The sequence below is a fragment of the Streptomyces sp. Q2 genome, from assembly GCF_056820935.1.
On sequence record NZ_JBXEJE010000022.1, the window covers coordinates 135,948 to 158,589 of the forward strand.

At 70.6% G+C, this 22,642-nt stretch carries 17 protein-coding genes and 3 pseudogenes; 11 read left to right on the forward strand and 9 right to left on the reverse strand.

Annotated elements, in window-relative coordinates:
* The first annotated feature begins 105 nt into the window (after positions 1-105).
* Both ACWBNA_RS25140 and ACWBNA_RS25145 read left to right on the forward strand, forming a co-directional pair.
* Positions 106-3,783, forward strand: a complete 3,678-nt coding sequence (locus tag ACWBNA_RS25140) for a S8 family serine peptidase (RefSeq protein WP_482706769.1) — start codon at positions 106-108, stop codon at positions 3,781-3,783.
* 99 nt (positions 3,784-3,882) lie between these two features.
* Positions 3,883-4,884, forward strand: coding sequence for a helix-turn-helix transcriptional regulator (locus tag ACWBNA_RS25145; protein ID WP_482706770.1), 1,002 nt, complete (start codon positions 3,883-3,885; stop codon positions 4,882-4,884).
* Between the two features lie 58 nt (positions 4,885-4,942).
* Here the strand turns inward: ACWBNA_RS25145 and acnA are convergent, their stop codons facing one another.
* The gene (gene acnA / locus ACWBNA_RS25150; protein WP_482706771.1) at positions 4,943-7,660 is read right to left on the reverse strand and encodes an aconitate hydratase AcnA; all 2,718 of its coding nucleotides are present in this window, start codon (positions 7,658-7,660) and stop codon (positions 4,943-4,945) included.
* A gap of 220 nt (positions 7,661-7,880) precedes the next feature.
* Between acnA and ACWBNA_RS25155 the strand changes: the two genes are divergently transcribed.
* The 3 genes from ACWBNA_RS25155 to ACWBNA_RS25165 all read left to right on the forward strand — a co-directional run bounded on the left by ACWBNA_RS25155 (position 7,881) and on the right by ACWBNA_RS25165 (position 10,538).
* Positions 7,881-8,702: a DUF6985 domain-containing protein gene (locus ACWBNA_RS25155; protein WP_482706772.1), complete on the forward strand. Its 822-nt coding sequence runs from the start codon at positions 7,881-7,883 to the stop codon at positions 8,700-8,702.
* Positions 8,703-8,724: 22 nt separating this feature from the next.
* Entirely contained in the window at positions 8,725-8,925 is a 201-nt protein-coding gene (locus ACWBNA_RS25160; RefSeq protein ID WP_482706773.1) for a DUF4236 domain-containing protein, read from the forward strand.
* Positions 8,926-9,008: 83 nt separating this feature from the next.
* On the forward strand, positions 9,009-10,538 hold the full coding sequence (locus tag ACWBNA_RS25165; protein ID WP_482706774.1) for a helix-turn-helix domain-containing protein: 1,530 nt from the start codon (positions 9,009-9,011) through the stop codon (positions 10,536-10,538).
* A 216-nt stretch (positions 10,539-10,754) separates the two neighbouring features.
* Here ACWBNA_RS25165 and ACWBNA_RS25170 read toward each other — a convergent pair whose 3' ends face one another.
* The 4 genes from ACWBNA_RS25170 to ACWBNA_RS25185 all read right to left on the reverse strand — a co-directional run bounded on the left by ACWBNA_RS25170 (position 10,755) and on the right by ACWBNA_RS25185 (position 13,792).
* On the reverse strand, positions 10,755-11,159 hold the full coding sequence (locus ACWBNA_RS25170) for a winged helix-turn-helix transcriptional regulator (RefSeq protein WP_482706775.1): 405 nt from the start codon (positions 11,157-11,159) through the stop codon (positions 10,755-10,757).
* 84 nt (positions 11,160-11,243) lie between these two features.
* Positions 11,244-11,699, reverse strand: a complete 456-nt coding sequence (locus ACWBNA_RS25175; protein ID WP_482706776.1) for a hypothetical protein — start codon at positions 11,697-11,699, stop codon at positions 11,244-11,246.
* A gap of 35 nt (positions 11,700-11,734) precedes the next feature.
* On the reverse strand, positions 11,735-12,766 hold the full coding sequence (locus ACWBNA_RS25180) for an MFS transporter (RefSeq protein ID WP_482706777.1): 1,032 nt from the start codon (positions 12,764-12,766) through the stop codon (positions 11,735-11,737).
* 363 nt (positions 12,767-13,129) lie between these two features.
* Positions 13,130-13,792 carry a DUF3105 domain-containing protein gene (locus ACWBNA_RS25185; protein ID WP_482706778.1) on the reverse strand — a complete coding sequence of 221 codons (663 nt, stop codon included), beginning with the start codon at positions 13,790-13,792 and terminating at the stop codon, positions 13,130-13,132.
* On the opposite strand from ACWBNA_RS25185, the pseudogene ACWBNA_RS25190 reads away from it, so the two are divergent.
* Positions 13,740-14,003 (forward strand): annotated as a pseudogene (locus ACWBNA_RS25190) (helix-turn-helix transcriptional regulator); the annotation flags it as partial. The gene ACWBNA_RS25185 and the pseudogene ACWBNA_RS25190 overlap by 53 nt on opposite strands.
* A 187-nt stretch (positions 14,004-14,190) precedes the next feature.
* Complete coding sequence (locus ACWBNA_RS25195) at positions 14,191-14,643, forward strand: flavodoxin family protein (protein WP_482706779.1); 453 nt, start codon at positions 14,191-14,193, stop codon at positions 14,641-14,643.
* Between the two features lie 8 nt (positions 14,644-14,651).
* Here ACWBNA_RS25195 and ACWBNA_RS25200 read toward each other — a convergent pair.
* Positions 14,652-15,178: pseudogene (locus ACWBNA_RS25200) on the reverse strand (DUF6299 family protein).
* 169 nt (positions 15,179-15,347) lie between these two features.
* Between ACWBNA_RS25200 and ACWBNA_RS25205 the strand changes: the two are divergent.
* Entirely contained in the window at positions 15,348-15,542 is a 195-nt protein-coding gene (locus ACWBNA_RS25205) for a DUF5999 family protein (RefSeq protein WP_482706780.1), read from the forward strand.
* A gap of 28 nt (positions 15,543-15,570) precedes the next feature.
* Here ACWBNA_RS25205 and ACWBNA_RS25210 read toward each other — a convergent pair whose 3' ends face one another.
* Together ACWBNA_RS25210 and ACWBNA_RS25215 are read right to left on the reverse strand one after the other, a co-directional pair.
* Positions 15,571-15,969, reverse strand: coding sequence for a RidA family protein (locus ACWBNA_RS25210; protein WP_482706781.1), 399 nt, complete (start codon positions 15,967-15,969; stop codon positions 15,571-15,573).
* Complete coding sequence (locus ACWBNA_RS25215) at positions 15,966-17,231, reverse strand: acyl-CoA dehydrogenase family protein (protein WP_482706782.1); 1,266 nt, start codon at positions 17,229-17,231, stop codon at positions 15,966-15,968. The genes ACWBNA_RS25210 and ACWBNA_RS25215 overlap by 4 nt, the downstream gene beginning before the upstream one ends.
* Before the next feature lie 61 nt (positions 17,232-17,292).
* Between ACWBNA_RS25215 and ACWBNA_RS25220 the strand changes: the two genes are divergently transcribed.
* The 3 genes and pseudogenes from ACWBNA_RS25220 to ACWBNA_RS25230 form a co-directional block, all read left to right on the forward strand.
* Positions 17,293-19,008, forward strand: coding sequence for an AMP-binding protein (locus ACWBNA_RS25220; protein WP_482706799.1), 1,716 nt, complete (start codon positions 17,293-17,295; stop codon positions 19,006-19,008).
* Between the two features lie 15 nt (positions 19,009-19,023).
* Positions 19,024-19,836, forward strand: coding sequence for a PaaX family transcriptional regulator (locus ACWBNA_RS25225; protein WP_482706783.1), 813 nt, complete (start codon positions 19,024-19,026; stop codon positions 19,834-19,836).
* Positions 19,837-19,843: 7 nt separating this feature from the next.
* Positions 19,844-20,263: pseudogene (locus tag ACWBNA_RS25230) on the forward strand (hypothetical protein); the annotation flags it as partial.
* A 41-nt stretch (positions 20,264-20,304) separates the two neighbouring features.
* Here the strand turns inward: ACWBNA_RS25230 and ACWBNA_RS25235 are convergent.
* On the reverse strand, positions 20,305-22,623 hold the full coding sequence (locus ACWBNA_RS25235; RefSeq protein WP_482706800.1) for a bifunctional salicylyl-CoA 5-hydroxylase/oxidoreductase: 2,319 nt from the start codon (positions 22,621-22,623) through the stop codon (positions 20,305-20,307).
* Positions 22,624-22,642: the final 19 nt, after the last annotated feature.

Here is a 22,642-nt window from a genome sequence, read left to right on the forward strand (position 1 = left end):
CCACAGGATTCCCTTGAGCCGCTCTCCACGCAGCGCTCACTCTGATCACTGGCTTCCGCTCACCAGACCGGAAGCGTCGTCAGCGTTCAGGGGAGGACGCCACCCATGCGAAGACTCCAGGCCCTCTGGGGCGTGGCAGGAGCGGCCGGACTGCTCACGGGCGCGATCACGCCCGTGGCGGCCGGTTCCGGATCACCGGTCACCGCGCCGGACGCCGCGCCCGTGCAGAGCGGCGCCACGGCCGGTGCCACGCGCACGCAGACCGTCACTCTCATCACCGGCGACACCGTGTCGCTCAGCGTCGGTCCGGACGGCAAGTACGCCGTCGACGTCCAGCGCGGCAAGGGCCGTGATGCCGCCACCTTCGTGTCGAGCGAGAAGGACGGCGAGGTCAGTGTCCTGCCGGCGGACGCGATCCCGCTGCTGGAGGCGGGCCGCCTCGACCCGGCCCTGTTCAACGTCACCCAGCTGGTGAAGCAGGGGTACGCGGACGCGAAGACCGGTGCCACCCCGGTGATCGCGACGTACACGAAGGGCAGCGCGATCCCCGACGGCGCGCGCCGGACGCTCACGCTGCCCACGATCGACGGCGCCGCGCTCAGCGCGCGGAAGTCGACCGCCTTCTGGGCGGACATCGCCCCGGCGCTCGGCACCGAACCCACCACCAAGGCCGCGCGGCAGCTCGGCGAGGGCATCGACAAGATCTGGCTCGACGGCAAGGTCACGGCGTCCCTCGACGTGAGCGTGCCGCAGATCGGCGCGCCCGAGGTGTGGCAGGCGGGGTACGACGGCAAGGGCGTCAAGGTCGCCGTCCTGGACACGGGCGTGGACGCCGGCCACCCGGATCTCGCGGGGAAGATCGGGGAGACGCGAAGCTTCGTCCCGGACCAGGCGGTGCAGGACGGCCACGGCCACGGCACCCATGTGGCATCCACGATCGTCGGCTCGGGCGCGGCCTCCGACGGCAGACGCAAGGGCGTGGCGCCGGGCGCGGAACTGCTGGTCGGCAAGGTGCTGAACAACGCGGGCAAGGGCCAGGACTCCTGGATCATCGCGGGCATGGAGTGGGCGGCGCATTCCGGCGCGAAGATCGTGTCGATGTCGTTGGGCGGTGACGCGTCGGGCCCCTCGGACGTGCTGAGTGAGACGGTCGACGAGCTGTCCGCGTCCACCGGCACCCTCTTCGTGATCGCGGCGGGCAACTCCGGCCCGTCCGAGCAGACCGTCGGCACCCCGGGCATCGCCGACTCGGCGCTGACGGTGGGCGCCGTGGACAAGTCCGACAAGCTGGCATCGTTCTCGAGCCGGGGCCCGCGCATCGGCGACTACGCGGTCAAGCCGGAGATCACCGCACCCGGCGCGGCCATCACCGCGGCCCGCGCGGCCGGCACCACCATGGGCACACCGGTCGACGACTACTACACGACGTCGAGCGGTACGTCGATGGCCACTCCGCATGTCGCGGGTGCCGCAGCGCTGGTCGCGCAGGCCCATCCGGACTGGACGGGACAGCAGATCAAGCAGGCGCTGGCGACCACCGCGAAGACGAACACCGTCAACTCCGTGTTCGAGCAGGGCGACGGCCGGGTCGACGCCGTACGGGCCGTCAATCAGGGCGTCTTCGCTACGCCGACGCTGAGCTTCGGCACGTTCGAGGAAAGCGACACCGAGACCGACAGCAAGGACATCACCTACACCAACACCACCGACAAAGCGGTCGAGTTGAAGATCTCCTCGTCGCTCCCCGACGCCGCCCTGAACGCGGACACCGTGACCGTCCCGGCGAAGGGCACCGCCACCGTCGGCGTCACCGTCGACCCGGCCGAGGAGGCGACGGGCCGGTACACCGGCCATATCACCGCGAGCGCCGACGCCTTCCAGGTCACCACCGCCCTCGGCTTCGAGAAGCTGGCGAAGACCTACGACCTGAAGGTGTCGCTGGTGGGCCGGGACGGCAAGCCGTCCACCGGGGCGTCGATATTCATGCTCCAGGAACTGAACGGCGCGTACCCCGACACGCACGGGTTCCTCGGCAGCGGCTACACCTTCAAGGTGCCGGCCGGCAGGTACAACATGGCGTCCTGGATCTCGCAGCGGGACGCGGCCGGACTGGAGGTCAGCACCTCGGTCGTCGGCGATCCGGAGGTCAAGGTCGACAGGAACACCGAAGTCGTCCTCGACGCCCGCAAGGCGGTCGAGATCAAGCCCAAGACCAAGGAGGACTCCGAGTTCCAGGGCTTCAGCACCAGCTGGCACCGGGAGGGCCCGGGCAGCTCCTGGGGCCTGACCTACAGCCAGGGCTGGTGGACCGACCACGTCTACGTGGCGCCCACCGAGAAGGTCACCGAGGGTACCTTCGAGTTCTCCTCGAAGTTCCGTCTGTACGCCAAGGAGCTGACGGCGAGCGTCACCAGCCCCGAGAAGTACGCGCTGCCCCTCGACTACGCGCAGACATCCAGCGGGTTCCCGGTGAAGATCAGCGGTGACCGCACGGTCCGGGCGGTGGACGCGGGCAGCGGCACCGTGGCCGACTTCGACGGGCTCGACGTCAAGGGCAAAGTGGCGGTCGTCCGGGTGGCCGCCGGTGCGACGGCGGACGAGGCGCTCGCCAACGCGACGGCGGCCGGGGCCGGTTACGTCCTCGCCTATCACGACACGCCCGGATACTGGATCTCCTGGGTGAAGAGCGCGACCATCCCGCTGATGACCGCCACCGGCGAGTCCGGCGCGAAGCTGGGGGCCCTGCTCAAGAGCGGGAAGAAGGTCAAGCTGAAGCTGAAGGGCACTGCGGTCAGTCCGTACGTGTACAGCGTGATGTTCCCGCAGACGGACGCCGTCTCGGCCAACCAGACGTACCACCTGAACAGCTCCAACACGGTGCAGCAGACGGTTCGCTACCACGCGGGCCGGGCCGGCCAGGTCGGCAAGGACGCCGTGTACCGGTACCGTCCCTGGTCGTCCATCGACATCGCGACCACCAACAACGTGCAGCTCGGCACGGAACGCACCGAGTACTACAACGTCTCCGACAGCCGGATCTGGCACGCCGTCTATCCCGACGTGAACGCGCCCAAGCCTCAGTGGAATTCCCTGCGGACCTTCGACAAGGCGGGCGAGCTGCCCACCGAGGACTGGCTGCGCCCGGTCGTCCGCCCGGCGACCAGCGGGCAGTACGGCCTCTCCCAGCGCACCGGTGACGAACTCACCTTCGCGATACCGGAGTTGAGCGACTCCACGCCGGGTCACTTCGGGTCGGTGGACAACGTCCAGGACACCGCGAAGGGCACGCTGTACGCGGACGGGCAGCTGGTCGGCGACACCGCGCTCGGCGGGCTCGGCACCTTCGACGCCCCGGCGGCGAAGGCCTCGTACCGCCTCGTTCTCGACGCCCGGCGCAGGGCCGACTGGGCCGCGTACTCCACCGGCACCCACACCGAGTGGTCCTTCGCCTCGGCTCACACGGACCGGCAGACGGCGCTGCCGCTGCTCTCGGTCGACTATGACGTGGACGGGCTCGACCTCCTGGGCCGTGCCGAAGCGCGGCACACGTCGAAGCTCGGACTCTCCGTCCGGAACCAGTCGGGCGGCGTTACGGCCGGTGACCTGAGGGCCTGGGTCTCCTACGACGACGGCACGTCCTGGAAGGAGGTGAAGGTGAAACGCGGCGAGCTGGAACTCAAGCACCCGAAGGGCGCCACGTCCGTGTCGCTGCGCGTGCGGGCCGCCGACCGGAGCGGCAACGCGGTCGACCAGACCGTGCTGCGGGCGTTCGGCCTGAAGTAGACGGACCGACGTGGAGGGCCTGAAGGAGACGGCCTGAATTGAACGGCGTCCCAGGCCGGGACAAACGGCCTTAACAAAGATCGCCTACCGTGCCGGGCCATGGCGAACACGGCATACGACACGGCAGACCAGACCCCTGCCACGAGCCCCTGGGCCGCGGTGGGGGTCTCCGCCTTCGACGAATTGGTCCACCAGGCGATCCTGCACCAGCCCGATGCGGGCACGGCCGGCTGGGCGCTCCTGACCGGCGCCTCCCCGGCCCGGGTGCGCGAATCCTGCGACCGTCTGCTCGCGATCGGGTTGCTCCAGCCGCCGGATTCCATGGGGGGATTACGCGCGATCGACCCGAGAGTGGCGGTCCGCGGACTGATCAGACGGCGCGAGACGGTGTCCGAACTGCTCGCCGCCACCGCCGAGGAGATGGCTACCGCGTACGAGGCCGGGCTGCTGCGTGAGGAGCCGTCCCGGCTGATCGAGGTCGCTTCCGGCGAGGGTGCCATCGCCGCCCGCCTGGAGGAGATGTACGCGCGCGCCGAGCACGAGGTGTGCCTCTTCGACACGCCTCCGTATCTCGCACCGCCCGTCCGGCAGCTGGGTCTCCAGGCCGATCTGCTCCGCCGCGGGATCGTCTCTCGCGGGATCTACGCGGCGCCCGCCCTCGAAGACCCGAAGGTCCTGTCCCGCACCTGGAACATGGTCGAACTCGGCGAGCAGGCCCGGGTGTTGCCGTCCGTGCCGGTCAAGCTGCTGGTGGTCGACGGGTGTCGGGCGATGCTCCCTCTGACCTCCTCCGCGGCGGGCGGCTACTGCGCCGTCGTGGTGTGGCACTCGGCGGTGACCGAAGCCCTGCAGAAGCTATTCGAGATGGCCTGGCAGCAGGCGACACCGCTTGGCCAGCCAGCCGGCGACGACGAACTCTCCGAGGGCGAAAGAGCGTTGATCAGGCTGCTGGCGGCCGGGATGAAGGACGAGGCGGTGGCCCGCCATCTGGGGGTGAGCCTGCGGACCCTGCGGCGGCGGGTGAGTGAGCTGCAGGAGCGGCTGGGGGCGGCGAGCAGGTTCCAGCTGGGGGTGCGGGCGGCGCAGCGAGGCTGGCTCTGAAGCGCGAAGGGCCGCACTCCCGGACAGGGAGTGCGGCCCGACTGCCGTACCGGACCGCTTACTTGCGGATCAGGCTGCGCAGCACGTACTGCATGATGCCGCCGTTGCGGTAGTAGTCCGCCTCGCCGGGGGTGTCGATGCGGACGACCGCGTCGAACTCGACGCCGGTGTCGGTGGTGACCTTGACCGTGCGCGGCGTGGTGCCGTTGTTGAGCTCCTCGACGCCGGTGAAGGAGAAGGTCTCCTCGCCGGTCAGGCCGAGGGAGGCGGCCGAGGCACCCTCCGGGAACTGGAGCGGGAGGACGCCCATGCCGATGAGGTTCGAGCGGTGGATGCGCTCGTACGACTCGGCGATGACGGCCTTGACGCCGAGGAGCGCGGTGCCCTTGGCGGCCCAGTCGCGGGACGAGCCGGAGCCGTACTCCTTGCCGGCCAGGATGGCCAGCGGGATGCCCTGCTCGATGTAGTTGCGGGAGGCGTCGTAGATGAACGACACCGGTCCGCCGTCCTGCGTGAAGTCGCGGGTGTAGCCGCCCTCGGTGCCCGGCGCGATCTGGTTGCGCAGGCGGATGTTGGCGAATGTGCCGCGGATCATGACCTCGTGGTTGCCGCGGCGCGAGCCGTAGCTGTTGAAGTCACGACGCTCCACACCGTGCTCGGTGAGGTACTGGCCCGCCGGGGTGTCGGCCTTGATGGCGCCGGCCGGGGAGATGTGGTCGGTGGTGACCGAGTCGCCCAGCTTGGCGAGGACGCGGGCGCCCGTGATGTCGGAGACCGGGGTGGTCTCCATCGTCATGCCCTCGAAGTAGGGGGGCTTGCGGACGTACGTGGACTGCGGGTCCCACTCGAAGGTGTTGCCGGTCGGGATCGGCAGCGCCTGCCACTGGGCGTCGCCCGCGAAGACGTCCTGGTAGGACTTGTTGAACATGTCCTCGCCGATGGCGTTCGCCACGACGTCGTTGACCTCGGCCTCGGAGGGCCAGATGTCCTTCAGGTAGACCGGGTTGCCGTCCTGGTCGATGCCCAGGGCGTCCTTGGTGATGTCCACCTTCATGGAGCCGGCGAGGGCGTACGCGACGACCAGCGGCGGGGACGCCAGGTAGTTCATCTTGACGTCGGGGTTGATCCGGCCCTCGAAGTTCCGGTTGCCGGAGAGGACCGAGGTGACCGCGAGGTCGTGGTCGTTGACGGCCTTGGAGACCTCGTCCGGCAGCGGGCCGGAGTTGCCGATGCAGGTGGTGCAGCCGTAGCCGACGAGGTTGAAGCCGACCTTGTCGAGGTAGGGGGTGAGCCCTGCCTTGTCGAAGTAGTCGGTGACGACCTTCGAGCCCGGGGCGAGGGTGGTCTTGACCCACGGCTTGCGGGTCAGGCCCTTCTCCACGGCCTTCTTCGCGACGAGCGCGGCGGCGACCATGACGTACGGGTTCGAGGTGTTGGTGCAGGAGGTGATGGCCGCGACCGTCACCGCACCGTGGTCGATCTCGTACGTCGAGCCGTCGGGGGCGGTCACGGTGACCGGGTTGGACGGGGCGCCGTTCGGGTGGACGGCCGGGGCGTCGGAGGCCGGGAAGGACTCCTTGCCCGCCTCGTCCACGTCGTCGACGTAGTTGCGGACGTCCGTCTTGAACTGCTCGGCGGCGTTCGCGAGGACGATGCGGTCCTGCGGGCGCTTCGGGCCGGCGATCGACGGGACGACCGTCGACAGGTCCAGCTCCAGCTTCTCGGAGAAGTCCGGCTCCGCCTTCGGGTCCAGCCACAGGCCCTGCGCCTTGGCGTAGGCCTCGACGAGCGCCAGCTGCTGCTCGGAGCGGCCGGTCAGCTTCAGGTACTTGATGGTCTCGTCGTCGATCGGGAAGATCGCGGCGGTGGAGCCGAACTCCGGCGACATGTTGCCGATGGTGGCGCGGTTGGCGAGGGAGGTGGCGGACACGCCCTCGCCGTAGAACTCGACGAACTTGCCGACCACGCCGTGCTTGCGGAGCATCTCGGTGATCGTGAGCACCAGGTCGGTGGCGGTGGTGCCGGGGGTGAGTTCACCGGTCAGCTTGAAGCCGACGACGCGCGGGATGAGCATGGAGACCGGCTGGCCGAGCATCGCGGCCTCGGCCTCGATGCCGCCGACGCCCCAGCCCAGCACACCGAGGCCGTTGACCATGGTGGTGTGCGAGTCGGTGCCGACCAGGGTGTCGGGGTACGCCTGGCCGTTACGGACCATGACGGTGCGGGCCAGGTGCTCGATGTTCACCTGGTGGACGATGCCGGTGCCGGGGGGTACGACCTTGAAGTCGTCGAACGCGGTCTGGCCCCAGCGCAGGAACTGGTAGCGCTCGCGGTTGCGGCCGTACTCCAGCTCGACGTTCTGCGCGAAGGCCTCGTTGGTGCCGAACTTGTCGGCGATGACGGAGTGGTCGATGACCAGCTCGGCCGGGGAGAGCGGGTTGACCTTCGCCGCGTCGCCGCCGAGCTCCTTGACGGCCTCACGCATGGTGGCGAGGTCCACGACACACGGCACACCGGTGAAGTCCTGCATGATCACGCGGGCCGGCGTGAACTGGATCTCCTGAGAGGGCCGGCCCTGCGAGTCCCAGCCGCCGATGGCGCGGATGTGGTCGGCGGTGATGTTCGCGCCGTCCTCCGTGCGGAGCAGGTTCTCGAGCAGGACCTTGAGGCTGTACGGCAGTCGGGCCGAGCCCTCCACCTTGTCCAGCCGGAAGATCTCGTACGACTCGTCGCCCACCTGCAGCGTGCTGCGGGCGTCGAAGCTGTTCGCCGACACGACAGTCTCCTTCATTTTTGTGCGCTTACCACCGCATCCTGCCGCCACGCCCTCTTGGCCGATCCGCTAAGGTAAGGCTAAGTTAGGCTCGCCTTACTGTCGGACTGATGACGACGTGCGACCGCGGCGCGCCTCGGCAGATATCTCGATGTCGAGATAACTCTAGTACATGGGGCCCGGTTGGTCATGCCCGGCCTCCCTGTGATGTCCTCCTGCGACCATGGACCGAGCCGATTTCTCCTGGGACGACTTCGCCTGGATGACACGGGTGCCACTGCCGCCGGACACCTGGGCGGCCGCGACAGGGACTCCCGTACCCCTGTACTACGCCCCCGAGGGCCGCGAGGGCCACCCGCTGGACGACACCGAGATCGCGAAGGCCGCATGGACGGCCGAGCGGCTGCCCGTCCTGCTCGCCGGGGCGCGGCCCGCCCTGAACGCCCACGCCGTGCACACCCTGAAGCCGGACGACCTGGCCACCGCCTGTGGCCTGACCGACCTCCTGCGCCTCAGCACGCTCTACGTCCACCCGGCCTCCCGGGACGGCATCCCGTACGTGGGCATCGAGTTCACCTGCCCCTGGGACGAGGAGCACGGCCTGGGCGTTCTCCTGCACGGCACGCGTGTCGTCGACGTCGGCGGGGCCGACACCGCCTTTCTGCTCTGGATCGCCGAGCGGGACGCCCGGAATGCGCGGGCGGGCCTGGACGAGTCGCTGATCGGCCACTGGGACAGCGGCCCCTTCGACCATGGCGCGATGGAGTCGTCCGCCCTGGAGCTCCGCGCCGACGGGCGGGGATGGAGCAGTCTGGCCAACCTCGGCGGGGAGTACGTCACGCTCCTGACGTGGAGCTGCCCGGAGCCGGGTGTTCTCGAACTGCGGGACGAGGAGAGGCGGGTCACACGGCACCGGTACGACATCGCCCCCGTCGTACCGCCGTACGGCACCGGAGCGGTGACGTCGGTCACCTTCGACGAGGCCGTGGAGTACTGCCATCAGTTCGCCAAGTGGGGGTATCCGACAGGAGTTGGGAGCGACTGACCGACCCTGAAGGGAGGCCCACATGCCCCTTACGTTCCGCAAGAGCTTCCGGATCCTGCCCGGCGTGCGCCTGAACATCAACCGGCGTTCCTGGTCCATCACCACCGGCGGCGGCAGCCACGGACCGAGGCACACGAGCAGCAGCACAGGACGCCGTACGACATCGGTGGATTTGCCCGGACCTTTCGGATGGCGTCGCACCCGTACCACCAAGCGCCGTTGACGATTCCTCAGGCCCCTCCCGCCGCTCACCCGAACAGCCCCCCTCAAGAGGTGCCATCTCATATCTGAGATAGCCTCGACCTCATGGCAGACGACTACCTCGTACGCATCGGCAAGCTCATCCGTGACGCCCGTCAGCACCGGGGCTGGACACAGTCACAGCTCGCCGAGGCACTCGGCACCAGTCAGAGTGCCGTCAACCGCATCGAGCGCGGAAACCAGAACATCAGCCTTGAGATGATCGCTCGCATCGGTGAAGCGCTGGACAGCGAAATCGTCTCTCTGGGCTACGCGGGCCCGATGCACCTGCGCGTGGTCGGCGGTCGTCAGCTGTCCGGCGCCATCGACGTGAAGACGAGCAAGAACGCCTGTGTGGCACTGCTGTGCGCCTCGCTGCTCAACCAGGGGCGCACGGTGCTGCGCCGGGTCGCCCGCATCGAGGAGGTGTACCGCCTCCTGGAGGTCCTCAACTCCATCGGCGTACGCACCCGCTGGATCAACGACGGCGTCGACCTGGAACTGGTGCCGCCGGCCGAGCTGAACATGGCGGCGATCGACGCGGCGGCGGCCGTACGGACGCGGTCCATCATCATGTTCCTCGGCCCGCTGCTGCACCGCATGGACCGCTTCATGCTGCCGTACGCCGGCGGCTGCGACCTCGGCACACGGACCATCGAGCCGCACATGATCGCGCTGCGCCGGTTCGGGCTGGACATCGCGGCGACCGAGGGCCAGTACCACGCGACGGTCGACCGGTCCCTACGGCCCGACCGGCCGATCGTGCTGACCGAGCGCGGAGACACGGTCACCGAGAACGCGCTGCTCGCCGCCGCCCGGCACGACGGTGTCACCGTCATCCGCAACGCCTCCTCGAACTACATGGTCCAGGACCTGTGCTTCTTCCTGGAGGCCCTGGGCGTACGGGTGGAGGGCATCGGCACCACCACGCTCACCGTGCACGGCGTGCCGAACATCGACGTGGACGTCGACTACTCGCCCTCCGAGGACCCGGTCGAGGCGATGAGCCTGCTGGCCGCCGCGGTCGTCACCCAGTCGGAACTGACGGTGCGCCGCGTCCCCATCGAGTTCCTGGAGATCGAACTCGCGGTGCTGGAGGAGATGGGCCTCGACCACGACCGCACCCCGGAGTACCCGGCCGACAACGGCCGCACCCGCCTGGTGGACCTCACCGTCCGGCCCTCCAAGCTGGAGGCACCGATCGACAAGATCCACCCGATGCCGTTCCCCGGCCTGAACATCGACAACGTCCCCTTCTTCGCGGCCATCGCGGCCGCCGCGCAGGGCAAGACGCTGATCCACGACTGGGTTTACGACAACCGGGCGATCTACCTGACGGACCTCAACCGCCTCGGCGGACGGCTGCAGTTGCTGGACCCCCACCGGGTACTGGTCGAGGGCCCGACGCGCTGGCGCGCCGCCGAGATGATGTGCCCGCCCGCCCTGCGACCCGCCGTGGTCGTCCTGCTGGCGATGATGGCGGCGGAGGGCACGTCCGTACTGCGGAACGTGTACGTCATCAACCGTGGGTACGAGGACCTGGCCGAGCGGCTCAACTCGGTCGGGGCGCAGATCGAGACGTTCCGGAACATCTGAGCCGGTCACCGCTGGAGCTGTGCGAGCAGCCTGCGCTCGCGGCGGCAGTGCCACGTTCAGCTGGTGGACGGCCTGGCGGAGGTAGGCGCCGGTCGACCCGTCGTCGCATGCCAAAAGCGCCTCCAGCACCTCCCGGCGGTCGGCGGCATGGCCCGGTCTGTCGCCCAGGTAGGAGAGCATCCGGGCAGGCAGGCGGCCGGCACGGTTCCGGTGGGTTCAGTGAGCGGGCGCGGGTGGCCTGCCCCAGGTCGGCACGCCGCTCGGCGGCAGGCGGTCCTGCGCCCACACGGTCAGGGCGGCCGGCGGAATGAGGAAGGCGTTGCCGTGGGCGGTGAGGGCGTAGCGGGTGCGGGGCAAAGGGCCCGGCACGACGGTCAGGGTGATCAGGTCCACGTCGGCCAACTCCTGGAGGCGGTCGGCGAGCGTGCCGTCGCTGACGCCGGGGACTCGCCCGCGCACGTGGCCGAAGTCGGCCGGGCCCCTGGCGAGCGCCGCGATGACCGGACCGGCCCGGGCCCTGCCCAGCAGGGTGAAGGCATCGTCGAGGGCCTGGATCGGCTCGGGTGCCGGCGGGGGTTCGGAAGGCCGGTGCACCGGCTGCCCGCGGTGTGGGGTGGTCATCGGGATGTCCGCTCCCGTACGGCGAGGCGCCGCGTGTGACACCTCGCCGTACGTCGTCGTGGCCGGGTAGCGCGCTCCGCGTGGTCAGCCCATGTGGACGGGCGGTGCGCCCTCGGTGTGCCGCTGCTTGCCGGCGTTGACCGCCAGGAACATGACCGCCACGCCGCCCAGGAACATGGCGGCCGCGGCCACGAAGGCCATCGTGTAGCCGTGCGTCAGTGCCTCGCCCGCCCTCGCGAGCAGGGGGAAGTCCTGGGTGGCCAGGCCCCGGTAGAAGGACGAGGCCGCCTCGGGCAGCCTGTCGTTCGCGGCCGAGGTGGAGATCGTCGACAGGACCGCGAGTCCGAGCGCGCCGCCGATCTGCTGGGCGGTGTTCAGCAGGGCGGAGGCCATGCCCGTGTCCTGGTGGTCGACGCCGCTGACCGCGCCCAGCGTCATCGGGACGAAGCCCATGCCGAGCCCGAGTGCGGTGACGAACATCGCCGGCATCAGGTGCCCGGCGTACGAGGAGCCGGTCTCCAGGGTGGCGAACCAGACCATGCCGACGGCCGCGACCAGCAGGCCCGGGCCGGCGATCAGCCTGGGTGCCAGGTGCGTGATCTGATACCCGCAGCGGCAGCCATGCCCACGCTGAAGGGCAGGAAGGCGAAGCCGGTCCTGACCGCGCTGTAGCCGAGGATCAGCTGCATGTAGAGCGTCAGGAAGTAGAACATGGCGAACATGCCCGACCCGACGAACAGCATCGTGCCGTAACTGCCGGAGCGGTTGCGGTCCTTGAACAGGCGCAGGGGCATCATCGGGTCGGCGGCGCGCGCCTGGACGAGCAGGAACACCGCCAGGAGTACGGCGGCCGTGGCGAAGGAGGCCAGGGTCAGGCCGCCCGTCCAGCCGTGCTCGCCGCCGCGCGTGATGCCGTAGACGAGGGCGATGAGTCCGCCGGTGCCGGTGACGGCGCCGGGGATGTCCAGGCGGCCGGGGTGGCGTTCGGCTTCGACGAGTGTGCGGGTGCCGGCGAGGACGGCCAGGCCTATGGGGATGTTGATGAAGAACACCCAGCGCCAGTCGAGCGCGTCGGTCAAGGTGCCGCCGAGGAGGAGGCCGACCGTGGCGCCGACGCCGCCCATGGCCGCGTAGACGCCCATCGCCGTGTTGCGGGACTTGCCGGCCGGGAAGGTGGTGGTGATCAGGGCCAGCGCGTTGGGCGCGGCGAGGGCGGCGCCGACGCCCTGCAGGATGCGGGCGCCGATGAGCAGGCCCTCGTTCGGGGCGAGTCCGCCCAGGAGCGAGGCGAGGGTGAAGACGGTGATGCCTGCCTGGAAGACGCGCCGCCGCCCGAAGAGGTCGCCTGCCTTGCCGCCGAGCGGCATCAGTCCGCCGAAGGCCAGCGCGTAGGAGTTGACGATCCAGGCCAGGTTGGCGTCGGAGACGCCGAGGTCGGTCTGGATGGCGGGCAGGGCGATGTTGGTGATCGTGGCGTCGAGGATCACCATCAGCTGGGCCGCGGCGATGACGAAGAGTGCCAGGCCGAGGTGCCGCCCGCCCGGGGAGACCCCGGACGCCTCGGCACCCGGCTGCCCGGTAGTCGTGGTTGTGCTGTCGGCAGACAAGAGAGCACTCCAAAGGAAGACGAGGGGAACGGAAAGGAGCTTTACCCGGACAGGAAAGAGGCCTGGAATGTCAAATTCGACTCGGGAACGCCCTGATGGAGAGATCGCAGGGCCGTCTGGCCGCAATACAAGGACGGACCCTAACACCCGGCAGACACGGGTAACGACCCTCGGCGGTCATTCTCGCGTGTGATTGTTTTCGGTGTTGACTTTCCGCTCGGCATGGTTACACCGGAAAAGGAAAAAGGGTCCGCCTGTGCTCACAAATGGGGCCGGTTTGTCAAATGCGGATCCCTTTTCGGATCACGGGCAGATCGTGCCGGCGGGGTGTCGGCGGAGGAGAAACGGAAGGCGGGGGCCTCGTCAGGAGCCCGTGAGGCCGCCGGTGCAGGGGGCGCCCGGTTCGGGGGTCTGCGGGCCCTGGACGTGGGCGGTGAGGAACTGCTCGACGCGCGGGTCGGAGGCCGTGCCGACAGTGAGCTGATGCCCCCATGCGGACAGCGTGATCTTCCCGGACCGGCGGGTGACCGGGCTCATCAGGGTGTAGGGAGCGCGGGACACCCTTCCGGCGAGTTTCCTGATGTCCGTGGCGGTCGCCGTGCCGTTGTACGTGATCCAGACGGCGCCGTGCTCCAGGGAGTGCACGGCGTTCTCGTCGCGGATCGTCTTCGTGTAGACGGTGCCGTCACAGGTCATCCACGCCTTGTCGTGGTTGCCGCCGACGGGCGGGGTCATGGGGTAGTCGACGTCTTTCTCGACATGGCCGTACTCGAGCGAGCCGGCGTCCCAGACCATTTCACCGTGTACGTGTTTCCTGGCCGCGGCGGCCTTTCGTTCCTTCTCCTGGTGAAGGTCGTAGGCCCACTGACCGACGAGCCAGGCGACGACGATCACGCCAAGGGTGAGGAGGAAGGCGCGATGCCGGCGCTCGCGGGCGCGGAGCGGTTCCTGTGCGCGGGTCTCACGCGCCGCTGCGGCGCCCTGGAGGACGGGCGTGTCCCGAGCGAACCTGGCCCGGCGCTTCACCGCCCTGGTCGGGCAGCCGCCGATGACCTACCTACGGGAACGGCGCCTCGCCCTGGCCGCCGAACTGCTGCGTGACGCCGACGCCACACTCGCCACGGTGGCCGACCGCGTCGGCTTCGCCAACGCCTTCGCCCTGAGCGCCGCGTTCAAGCGGGAACACGGCGTCAGCCCGAGCGAGTACCGGACGCGCGAGACTCGCGCGCAGGTCTGAGCGGCCACCGTACCTCTCCCTATTGCTTTAAGGGCCGGTCCAAGACCGATTTAACGACGGAACCTTTTGCATCCCATTGAATCCCGGAATTGGATTGGTGAATTCCCTGTTGATTCTGCACAGCGGAGGGGGCCGACTGAGCCGCCCTCATTTGCGGCTCGTGACGCCCGCACGGCAGGCTGCGGGCGTGACTACCTTGCTGATCGTGCATCACACGCCCTCGCCGAACTGCCAGGCGCTGTTCGAGGCCGTCGTCGCCGGTGCGACGGACCCGGAGATCGAGGGGGTGCGCGTCGTGCGCCGGGCCGCGCTGGCCGCCACGGCGTCGGACGTGCTCGCCGCCGACGGGTTCGTGCTGGGTACGCCCGCGAACCTCGGCTACATGTCCGGCGCCCTCAAGCACTTCTTCGACCAGGTCTACTACCCCTGCCTCGACGCGACGCAGGGCCGCCCCTACGGCTACTACGTACACGGCGGCAACGACGTGACCGGAGCGGTCCGCGGCATCGAGGCGATCACGACGGGCCTCGGCTGGCGACGGGCCGCCGAGGCCGTGACCGTGACGGGCGAGCCCGGCAAGGCGGACGTCGAGGCCTGCTGGGAACTGGGTGCCACGGTCGCCGCGGGACTGATGAACTGACGCCGCGATCAGCCCGCGATCAGGGTGATGTCCTGCCGCTGGTCCGCGTGGAAGCGGGGCAGCGGCGGGCCGCCCTGCGGACGCAGCTCCATGAGGGTGGCCTCGACATACGCGGCGCGGCCTGGAGGGAACGCGGCGACGGACTGCCGACGTTCGCCCAGGGGTGCACCAGCCCGTCGCACACCGCGCGGGTGCCGCCGATGCCGTGGCGGACGGACAGGGAGCGCTGGCCGACGGACGAACTGACGAATACCGGGCCCGTGGCGCCCGTGCAGCGGTAGGTGCCGGAGAGGGTGACCGTGCCGTCGGGCGCGATACGGCCCGTCGGGTCGACCGTCACCGTCTCGTACGGCTCGGCGGTGGCGGGGGCGGCGGAGGTGGCGGGGGCGGCGGAGGTGGCGGGGCGGCCAGGGGGAGCAGCGCGGCGGCGGCGGTCACCGTCGCGGCGAGGGCGGGACGAAAGGACCTGGGGAGACCTCCTGAAGTGAGGGCTCCACTGGTACCGGGCGCGAGCGTCCTCGGCGGTGATCGTCACCCCTTCGGTGGCGAGTCCGCACCGTCGGTCGTGGAACGGTCCGGGTGTTGTCCGCGTGATGTCCGCGTGTTGTCACGCTTCGCGGCTAACCGTTCCGATGAGTTCGGCGCCGGAGGATGGTCTGTCATAGGGACCCGATCCGAAGGTCCTACGCCCGTGGAGGTGCGCCATGTGTTCCCACCAGCCCTCGTGCCCCGCAACCGACAACCACGCCCCGCACGTCCTCGCCGCCCACCCCGAGCAGGGCTGGACCCTGCTGTGCACCGGCGCGATCGTGTTCGACGACACCGGCGAGCTGCTGCCGGACGGCCGGGTCGTCGCCCCCCACCGGGTGGCCGCGGGGCGGCTGACGATCGCCGTCTGATCACGTTTCCGCGACGCGGGGAGAACTCCTAGGGCAGCACCGCGAAGCCGTCGAGCTCCACCATCGCCTGGTCGTCCCACAGGCGTACGACCTCCACGACCGCCATGGCCGGGTAGTCGCGGCCCGCCAACTCCCCCCAGATACGGCCGAGTTCGGGGGCATAGGTGCGGTACGCGGCGATGTTCGTGGCGTAGACGGTGACGCGGGCGAGGTCGGCGGGGGTACCGCCAGTGGCGGTCAGGGCCGCCAGGAGGTTGGTGAGGGCCCGCTCGAACTGCTCGGGGAGGGTGTCGCCGACGACCTTGCCGTCGGCGTCCAGAGCGGTCTGGCCGGCGAGGAAGACGATCCGGGTGCCGGTGGCGACGACGGCGTGGGAGAAGCCGGTGGGCGGGGAGAGTCCGGGCGGGTTCACCCGCTCGGCGGTCATGCGTCGGCCTCCAGCGCATTCCCGCGACCCACGGCCTGCACGGCGTCCGTGGCATCCGTGGCATCCGTGGCATCCGTGGCATCCAGGTTCGCGTACAACTCCTTGGCGATGATGCCGCGTTGGACCTCGCTCGCGCCCTCGTAGATGCGCGGGGCGCGTACCTCGCGGTAGAGGTGTTCCAGGAGGTGGCCGCGGCGCAGGGCGCGGGCGCCGTGGAGCTGGACGGCCGCGTCGACGACGTACTGCGCGGTCTCGGTGGCGAGCAGCTTCGCCATCGCCGCGCGCCCCGGCACGTCCGGGGCGCCTTCGTCGTACGCCGTCGCCGCCGCGTACACCATGAGGCGGGCCGCCTCGGTGCGCAGGGCCATCTCGGCGACCTGGTGGGCGACCGTCTGCAGGTCCCTCAGCTTGCCGCCGAACGCGTCCCGTCGGGCGGTGTGGGCGAGGGTCGCGTCGAGCGCCGCACGGGCCATGCCGACCGCGAAGGCGCCGACGCTGGGTCGGAAGAGGTTGAGGGTGTCCATGGCGACCCGGAAGCCGCGGTCGATCTCGCCCAGCACGTCGTCGGCGGTCACCGGCACGGCGTCGAAGCGGAGGCTGCCGATGGGGTGCGGCGAGAGCATGTCGAGGGCCGCGCCGGTCAGGCCGGGGCGGTCGGCGGGCACGAGGAAGGCGGTGACGCCCCGGGCGCCGGTGCCGGGGGTGGTGCGCGCGAAGACGGTGTAGAAGTCGGCCTCGGGGGCGTTGGAGATCCAGCACTTCTCCCCCGTGAGCCGCCAGCGGTCGGGGCCGTCGGACGCTGCGGCGAGGGGGGCGCCCGACTCCGCACCCGACGCCCCCGCCCCTCCCGAGGCCTCCCGTTCCGCCCGCAGTGTCAGTGCCGCCGCGTCCGAACCCGCTCCCGGCTCGCTCAGGGCGAAGGCCGGCACCGCGGTGCCCTCGGCCACCCGGGGCAGCCAGCGTTCCCGCTGGGCGGGGGTGCCGTGGGCGTGGACCGGGTGGGCGCCCAGGCCCTGGAGGGCGAGGGCGGTCTCGGCCTCGGTGCAGGCGTAGGCGAGGGACTCCCGCATCAGGCAGAGGTCGAGGGCACCGGAGGTGAACAGGCGGGACAGCAGGCCCAGCCGGCCTAGTTCCGCGACGAGCGGGCGGTTGACGTGGCCCGGTTCGCCCTTCTCCGCGAGGGGGCGCAGCCGGTCCGCGGCCAGGGCCCGCAGTTCCGCTGCCCAGGCGATCCGTGATGGTTCGAGCGAGAATGCGGGCATTGCCGGTCCTCTCTCCCCGCAGCCCTGCGGCCACTCCCCCGACGGTATCGCGCACCGTTGACTGCCGTCACCAACACGATACGCTCGATGCGCGAACCCACCCGGGGATGCCGACCCGACGCCCACCACCTACGCCCACAAGGCAAGGGGGCGAACCGCCATGAACCCCTCGGCCCACGTCGACACCTTCGCCCGCGACCATCTGCCGCCACCCGACCAGTGGCCCGAGCTCCGCTTCGACCTGCCGGAGCTGCGTTACCCCGATCGGCTGAACTGCGCCGCCGAACTGCTCGCCGGGCCGGCCGCGGACCGACCGGTTTTTCACACGCCGACGGGCGGGACATGGACGTACGGCGATCTCCGCACCCGCGTCGACCGCATCGCGCACGCCCTCACCCGTGACCTCGGCGTCGTGCCCGGCAACCGGGTCCTGCTGCGCGGCCCCACCACCCCCTGGCTGGCGGCCTGCTGGCTGGCGGTGCTGAAGGCGGGCGCGATCGCCGTCACCGTGCTGGCCCAGCAGCGCCCGCACGAACTGGCCACGATGTGCGAGATCGCCCGCGTGGAGCACGCCCTGTGCGACATCCGGGCCGTCGACGACCTCGCCAAGGCCGAGATAGCGGGGCTCAGGATCACGACGTACGGCGGCGACGCCCCCGGTGACCTGCTGAACCGCGCGACGCCCGAGGAGCCGTACACCGCCGTGGACACCGCGTCCGACGACGTGGCGCTGATCGCGTTCACGTCCGGGACCACCGGCCGCCCGAAGGGCTGCATGCACTTCCACCGGGACGTGCTGGCGATCGCCGACACCTTCGCCCGCCATGTGCTCAGGCCACGCCCCGACGACGTCTTCACCGGCAGTCCCCCACTGGGCTTCACCTTCGGTCTCGGCGGGCTGGTGGTCTTCCCGATGCGCGCCGGTGCCAGCGCCCTGCTGCTCGAACAGGCCGGCCCCAGGCAGCTGTTGCCCGCGATCGCCCAGCACCGGGTGTCGGTCCTGTTCACCGCGCCGACCGCCTACCGCGCGATGCTCGACGAACTCGACGCGCACGACGTGTCCTCGCTGCGCCGCTGTGTCTCCGCCGGTGAGAACCTGCCGGCCGCCACCTGGCGGGCCTGGCACGAGCGGACCGGGCTGCGCGTCATCAACGGCATCGGCGCCACCGAGCTGCTGCACATCTTCATCTCGGCGGCCGACGAGCACATCAGGCCGGGGACGACGGGGCTGCCGGTACCGGGGTGGCACGCACGTGTGCAGGACGAGGACGGCGCGCCGGTGCCCGACGGCGAGCCCGGTCTGCTGGCCGTGCGCGGGCCGGTCGGCTGCCGGTATCTCGCCGATCCACGGCAGCGGGAGTACGTGCGCGACGGCTGGAACGTCACCGGCGACACCTACGTCCGCGAACCCGACGGCTACTTCCGGTACGTCGCCCGCGCGGACGACATGATCATCTCGGCCGGGTACAACATCGCCGGGCCGGAGGTCGAGGACGCGCTGCTGCGCCACCCGGACGTGCTGGAGGCGGCGGTGGTGGGGCGGCCCGACGAGGCGCGCGGGCAGGTCGTGGTGGCCTTCGCCGTCCTGAAGGAGGGCGCCCTACGGGACACCGGGGCCCTGCGCGCCTTCGTCCTGTCCGAACTGGCACCCTACAAATGCCCGCGCGAGATCGTCCTGCTGGACGCCCTGCCGCGCACCGCGACCGGCAAGCTGCAACGCTTCAGACTGCGCGCCGCGGCCGTCAAGGGAGGTGACACCGATGGTGACCAGCAGTGATGTCGACGACCTAAGATGATCAACGTGTCCGACCAGCATGCACCACGGTCTCTCATCGTCACGCTCTACGGCGCGTACGGACGCTTCACGCCCGGCCCGCTGCCCGTCGCCGAGCTGATCCGGCTGCTGGCCGCGGTCGGCGTCGACGCCCCGTCCGTACGCTCGTCCGTGTCCCGGCTCAAACGCCGCGGGCTGCTCCTGCCGGCCCGTACGGCACAGGGCGCGGCGGGGTACGAACTGTCTTCTGACGCCCGCCAGTTGCTCGACGACGGCGACCGGCGCATCTACGCGACGACACCGCCGGACGACGAGGGCTGGGTGCTCGCGGTGTTCTCCGTGCCGGAGTCCGAGCGGCAGAAGCGGCACGTGCTGCGCTCCCGGCTGGCCGGGCTCGGCTTCGGAACCGCCGCGCCCGGTGTGTGGATCGCTCCGGCGCGGCTGTACGAGGAGAGCCGGCACACGCTGCAGCGGCTGCGGCTCGACCCCTACGTCGACTTCTTCCGGGGCGAGCACCTCGGCTTCGCACCGACGGTGGAGGCGGTCGCCCGCTGGTGGGACCTGGCGGCGATCGCCAAGGAGCACGAGGCGTTCCTCGACCGCCACGCGCGCGTGCTGCACGACTGGGAACGGCGCACGGACACCCCGGCCGAGCAGGCCTACCGCGACTACCTCCTCGCCCTGGACACCTGGCGCCACCTGCCCTACGCCGATCCGGGGCTGCCCGCGGGTCTGCTCCCGTCGGACTGGCCGGGCGTGCGTTCGGCCGCCGTGTTCCGCGGACTGCACGAGCGGCTGCGGGACGCGGGGGCCGCCTTCGCGGGCGTCTGACCCGCGCGACAACGTCGTGGAGCACTCGGCGCACATGGACTGGTACCGGGGTCCGGCCCTGCTGGAGTTCCCGGAGAACGTGCCCGTCGGCACCGAGACCGCCGGCGCCCCGGCCCGCTTCCCGCTCCAGTACGTGATCCGCGACGGCGAAGTCAGGTACTGAGCGGGCCAGTTGGCGTCGGGCTCGCTGAGGGCCGGCGACCGCGTCCTGGGTCAGGCACACGACCCGGACCGTCAAGGCGATCGCCGAGGACCGGGCGGGGGTGGCCCGGTTGACGGCGTACGGCCTGGGCCGGATCACCTGGCGCACGGCCGAGCCGCCGGCTCTGGACGACGTCGCGGTCTCCCGGCGCATTTCGGCGCCTTCATCCTGATCGGCCCGGCGGACGGGGCCACGCCGACCGCCGGCATGGTGGGGCCGGCGTAAGCACTCCGACAGTCCGAAGAAGGAAATCAGGTAAGGCGCCCTCAAGTCCCCAGGGTCAGGCGGGGCTTGGGGGCGTCCGTGCGTCCCGTCTGCGGGCGTCGGCTGCCTGCCCGGTACGGCGCGGGCCACTCGACGCCCGGCCCGTCGTAGCCCTGTTCGGCCGCCGCGTGCAGGGTCCAGTGCGGGTCGTAGAGATGGGGGCGGGCCAGCGCGCACAGGTCCGTACGCCCGGCGAGGAGCAGGGAGTTGACGTCGTCCCAGGAGGAGATCGCGCCGACCGTGATCACCGGGATTCCCGCCTCGTGACGGATCCGGTCGGCGAACGGTGTCTGGTACGACCGCCCGAACTCCGGCCGTTCGTCGGCGACGACCTGCCCGGTCGACACGTCGATCGCGTCGGCGCCGCGCGCGGCGAAGGCGCGGGCGATCTCGACGGCGTCCTCGGCCGTGTTCCCGCCCTCGGCCCAGTCGGTGGCGGAGATGCGGACGGTCAGGGGCTTCTCCTCCGGCCACACCCCGCGTACGGCGTCGAAGACCTCCAGCGGGAAGCGCAGCCGCCTCGCGAACGAGCCGCCGTAGGCGTCGGTGCGGCGGTTGGTCAGCGGGGAGAGGAAGCCGGAGAGCAGGTAGCCGTGGGCGCCGTGCAGTTCGAGAAGGTCGAACCCGGCACGGGCCGCGCGACCGGCGGCGGACGCGAACTGCTCGCGAATGTCGGTGAGTTGGGCGCGGGACAGCTCGCGCGGGGTCTGGCTGCCGGGCTTGTACGGGATCGGGGACGCGGCCACCAGCGGCCAGTTGCCGTCCTCCAGGGGCTCGTCCATGCCCTCCCACATCAGCTTCGTCGAGCCCTTGCGCCCGCTGTGGCCCAGCTGCACGCCGATCGCGGTACCCGGCGCCCGTGCGTGGACGAAGCCGGTGATCCGCTTCCAGGCCTCGGCCTGCTTGCCGGTGTAGAGGCCGGTGCAGCCGGGGGTGATCCGGCCCTCGGACGACACGCACACCATCTCCGTCATCACCAGGCCGGCGCCGCCGAGAGCCCGTGCGCCGAGGTGGACGAGGTGGAAGTCGCCGGGGACACCGTCGGTGGCGGAGTACATGTCCATGGGTGAGACGACGACCCGGTTGCGCAGGGTCAGGCCGCGCAGCCGGAACGGCGTGAACATCGGGGGTGTGCCGGGCGGGCAGCCGAACTCGCGCTCCACGGCCTCGGTGAAGCGGGCGTCGCGCAGCCGCAGGTTGTCATGGGTGACGCGGCGGCTGCGCGTGAGCAGGTTGAAGGCGAACCGGCGGGGCGGCTGGTCGAGGTACAGTCCCAGGTTCTCGAACCACTCCAGGCTGGCGCGGGCGGCCCGCTGGGTGGAGGCGACGACGGGCCGCCGCTCGGCCTCGTACGCCGTCAACGCCTTTTCCAGACAGTCCTGTTCCTCCAGGCAGGCGGCAAGGGCGAGGGCGTCCTCGACGGCGAGTTTGGTGCCGGAGCCGATGGAGAAGTGGGCGGTGTGGGCGGCGTCGCCCAGCAGGACCACGTTGCCGTGCGACCAACGCTCGTTGACCACCGTGCGGAAGGTGGTCCAGGCGGACTTGTTGGACGTGAGCGCCCGGCCTCCCAGCGCGTCCGCGAAGATCTTGGCGCAGCGCTCGACGGACTCCTGTTCGTCCAGCTCCGCGAAACCCGCCGCCCGCCAGACCTCCTCCCGCATCTCGACGATCACGGTGGAGGCGTCGGCCGCGTACGGGTAGCCGTGCAGTTGCATCACGCCGTGCTCGGTCTCGGCGATCTCGAAGCGGAAGGCGTCCAGGGCGAAGTCGGCGGCGAGCCAGATGTAACGGCAGTGGTGCGTGGCCACATGGGGCCGGAACACATGGGCGTACGCCTCACGGGTGGTGCTGTGCACACCGTCGGCGGCGATGACGAGGTCGTACGCCTCCGCGAGCCGGGCGGGGTCGGGCGCCTCGGAGTGGAAGCGGAGCTCCACTGCGAGGGCGCGGCAGCGGTCGTGCAGGATCTCCAGGAGGCGTTTCCTGCCCAGGGCGGCGAATCCGTGTCCGCCGGAGGTGTGGCGGGTGCCTCGGTGGACGATGTCGATGGTGTCCCAGCGGACGAAGTCCTGCTGGAGGGCCTCGTAGATGGTCGGGTCGGCGTGTTCTATACCGCCGAGGGTTTCGTCGGAGAGGACGACTCCGAAGCCGAAGGTGTCGTCGGGGGCGTTGCGTTCCCAGACGGTGACTTCGCGGTCGGGGCGGAGACGTTTCAGCAGGGCGGCGGCGTAGAGGCCGCCGGGGCCACCGCCGATGACTGCGATGCGTCGTGGGCGGCTGGTCTGGGCGCGCGAGTGCGTGTCGGTGGGGTCTGGGCGCACCCCGCGGCGGAGCCGCACA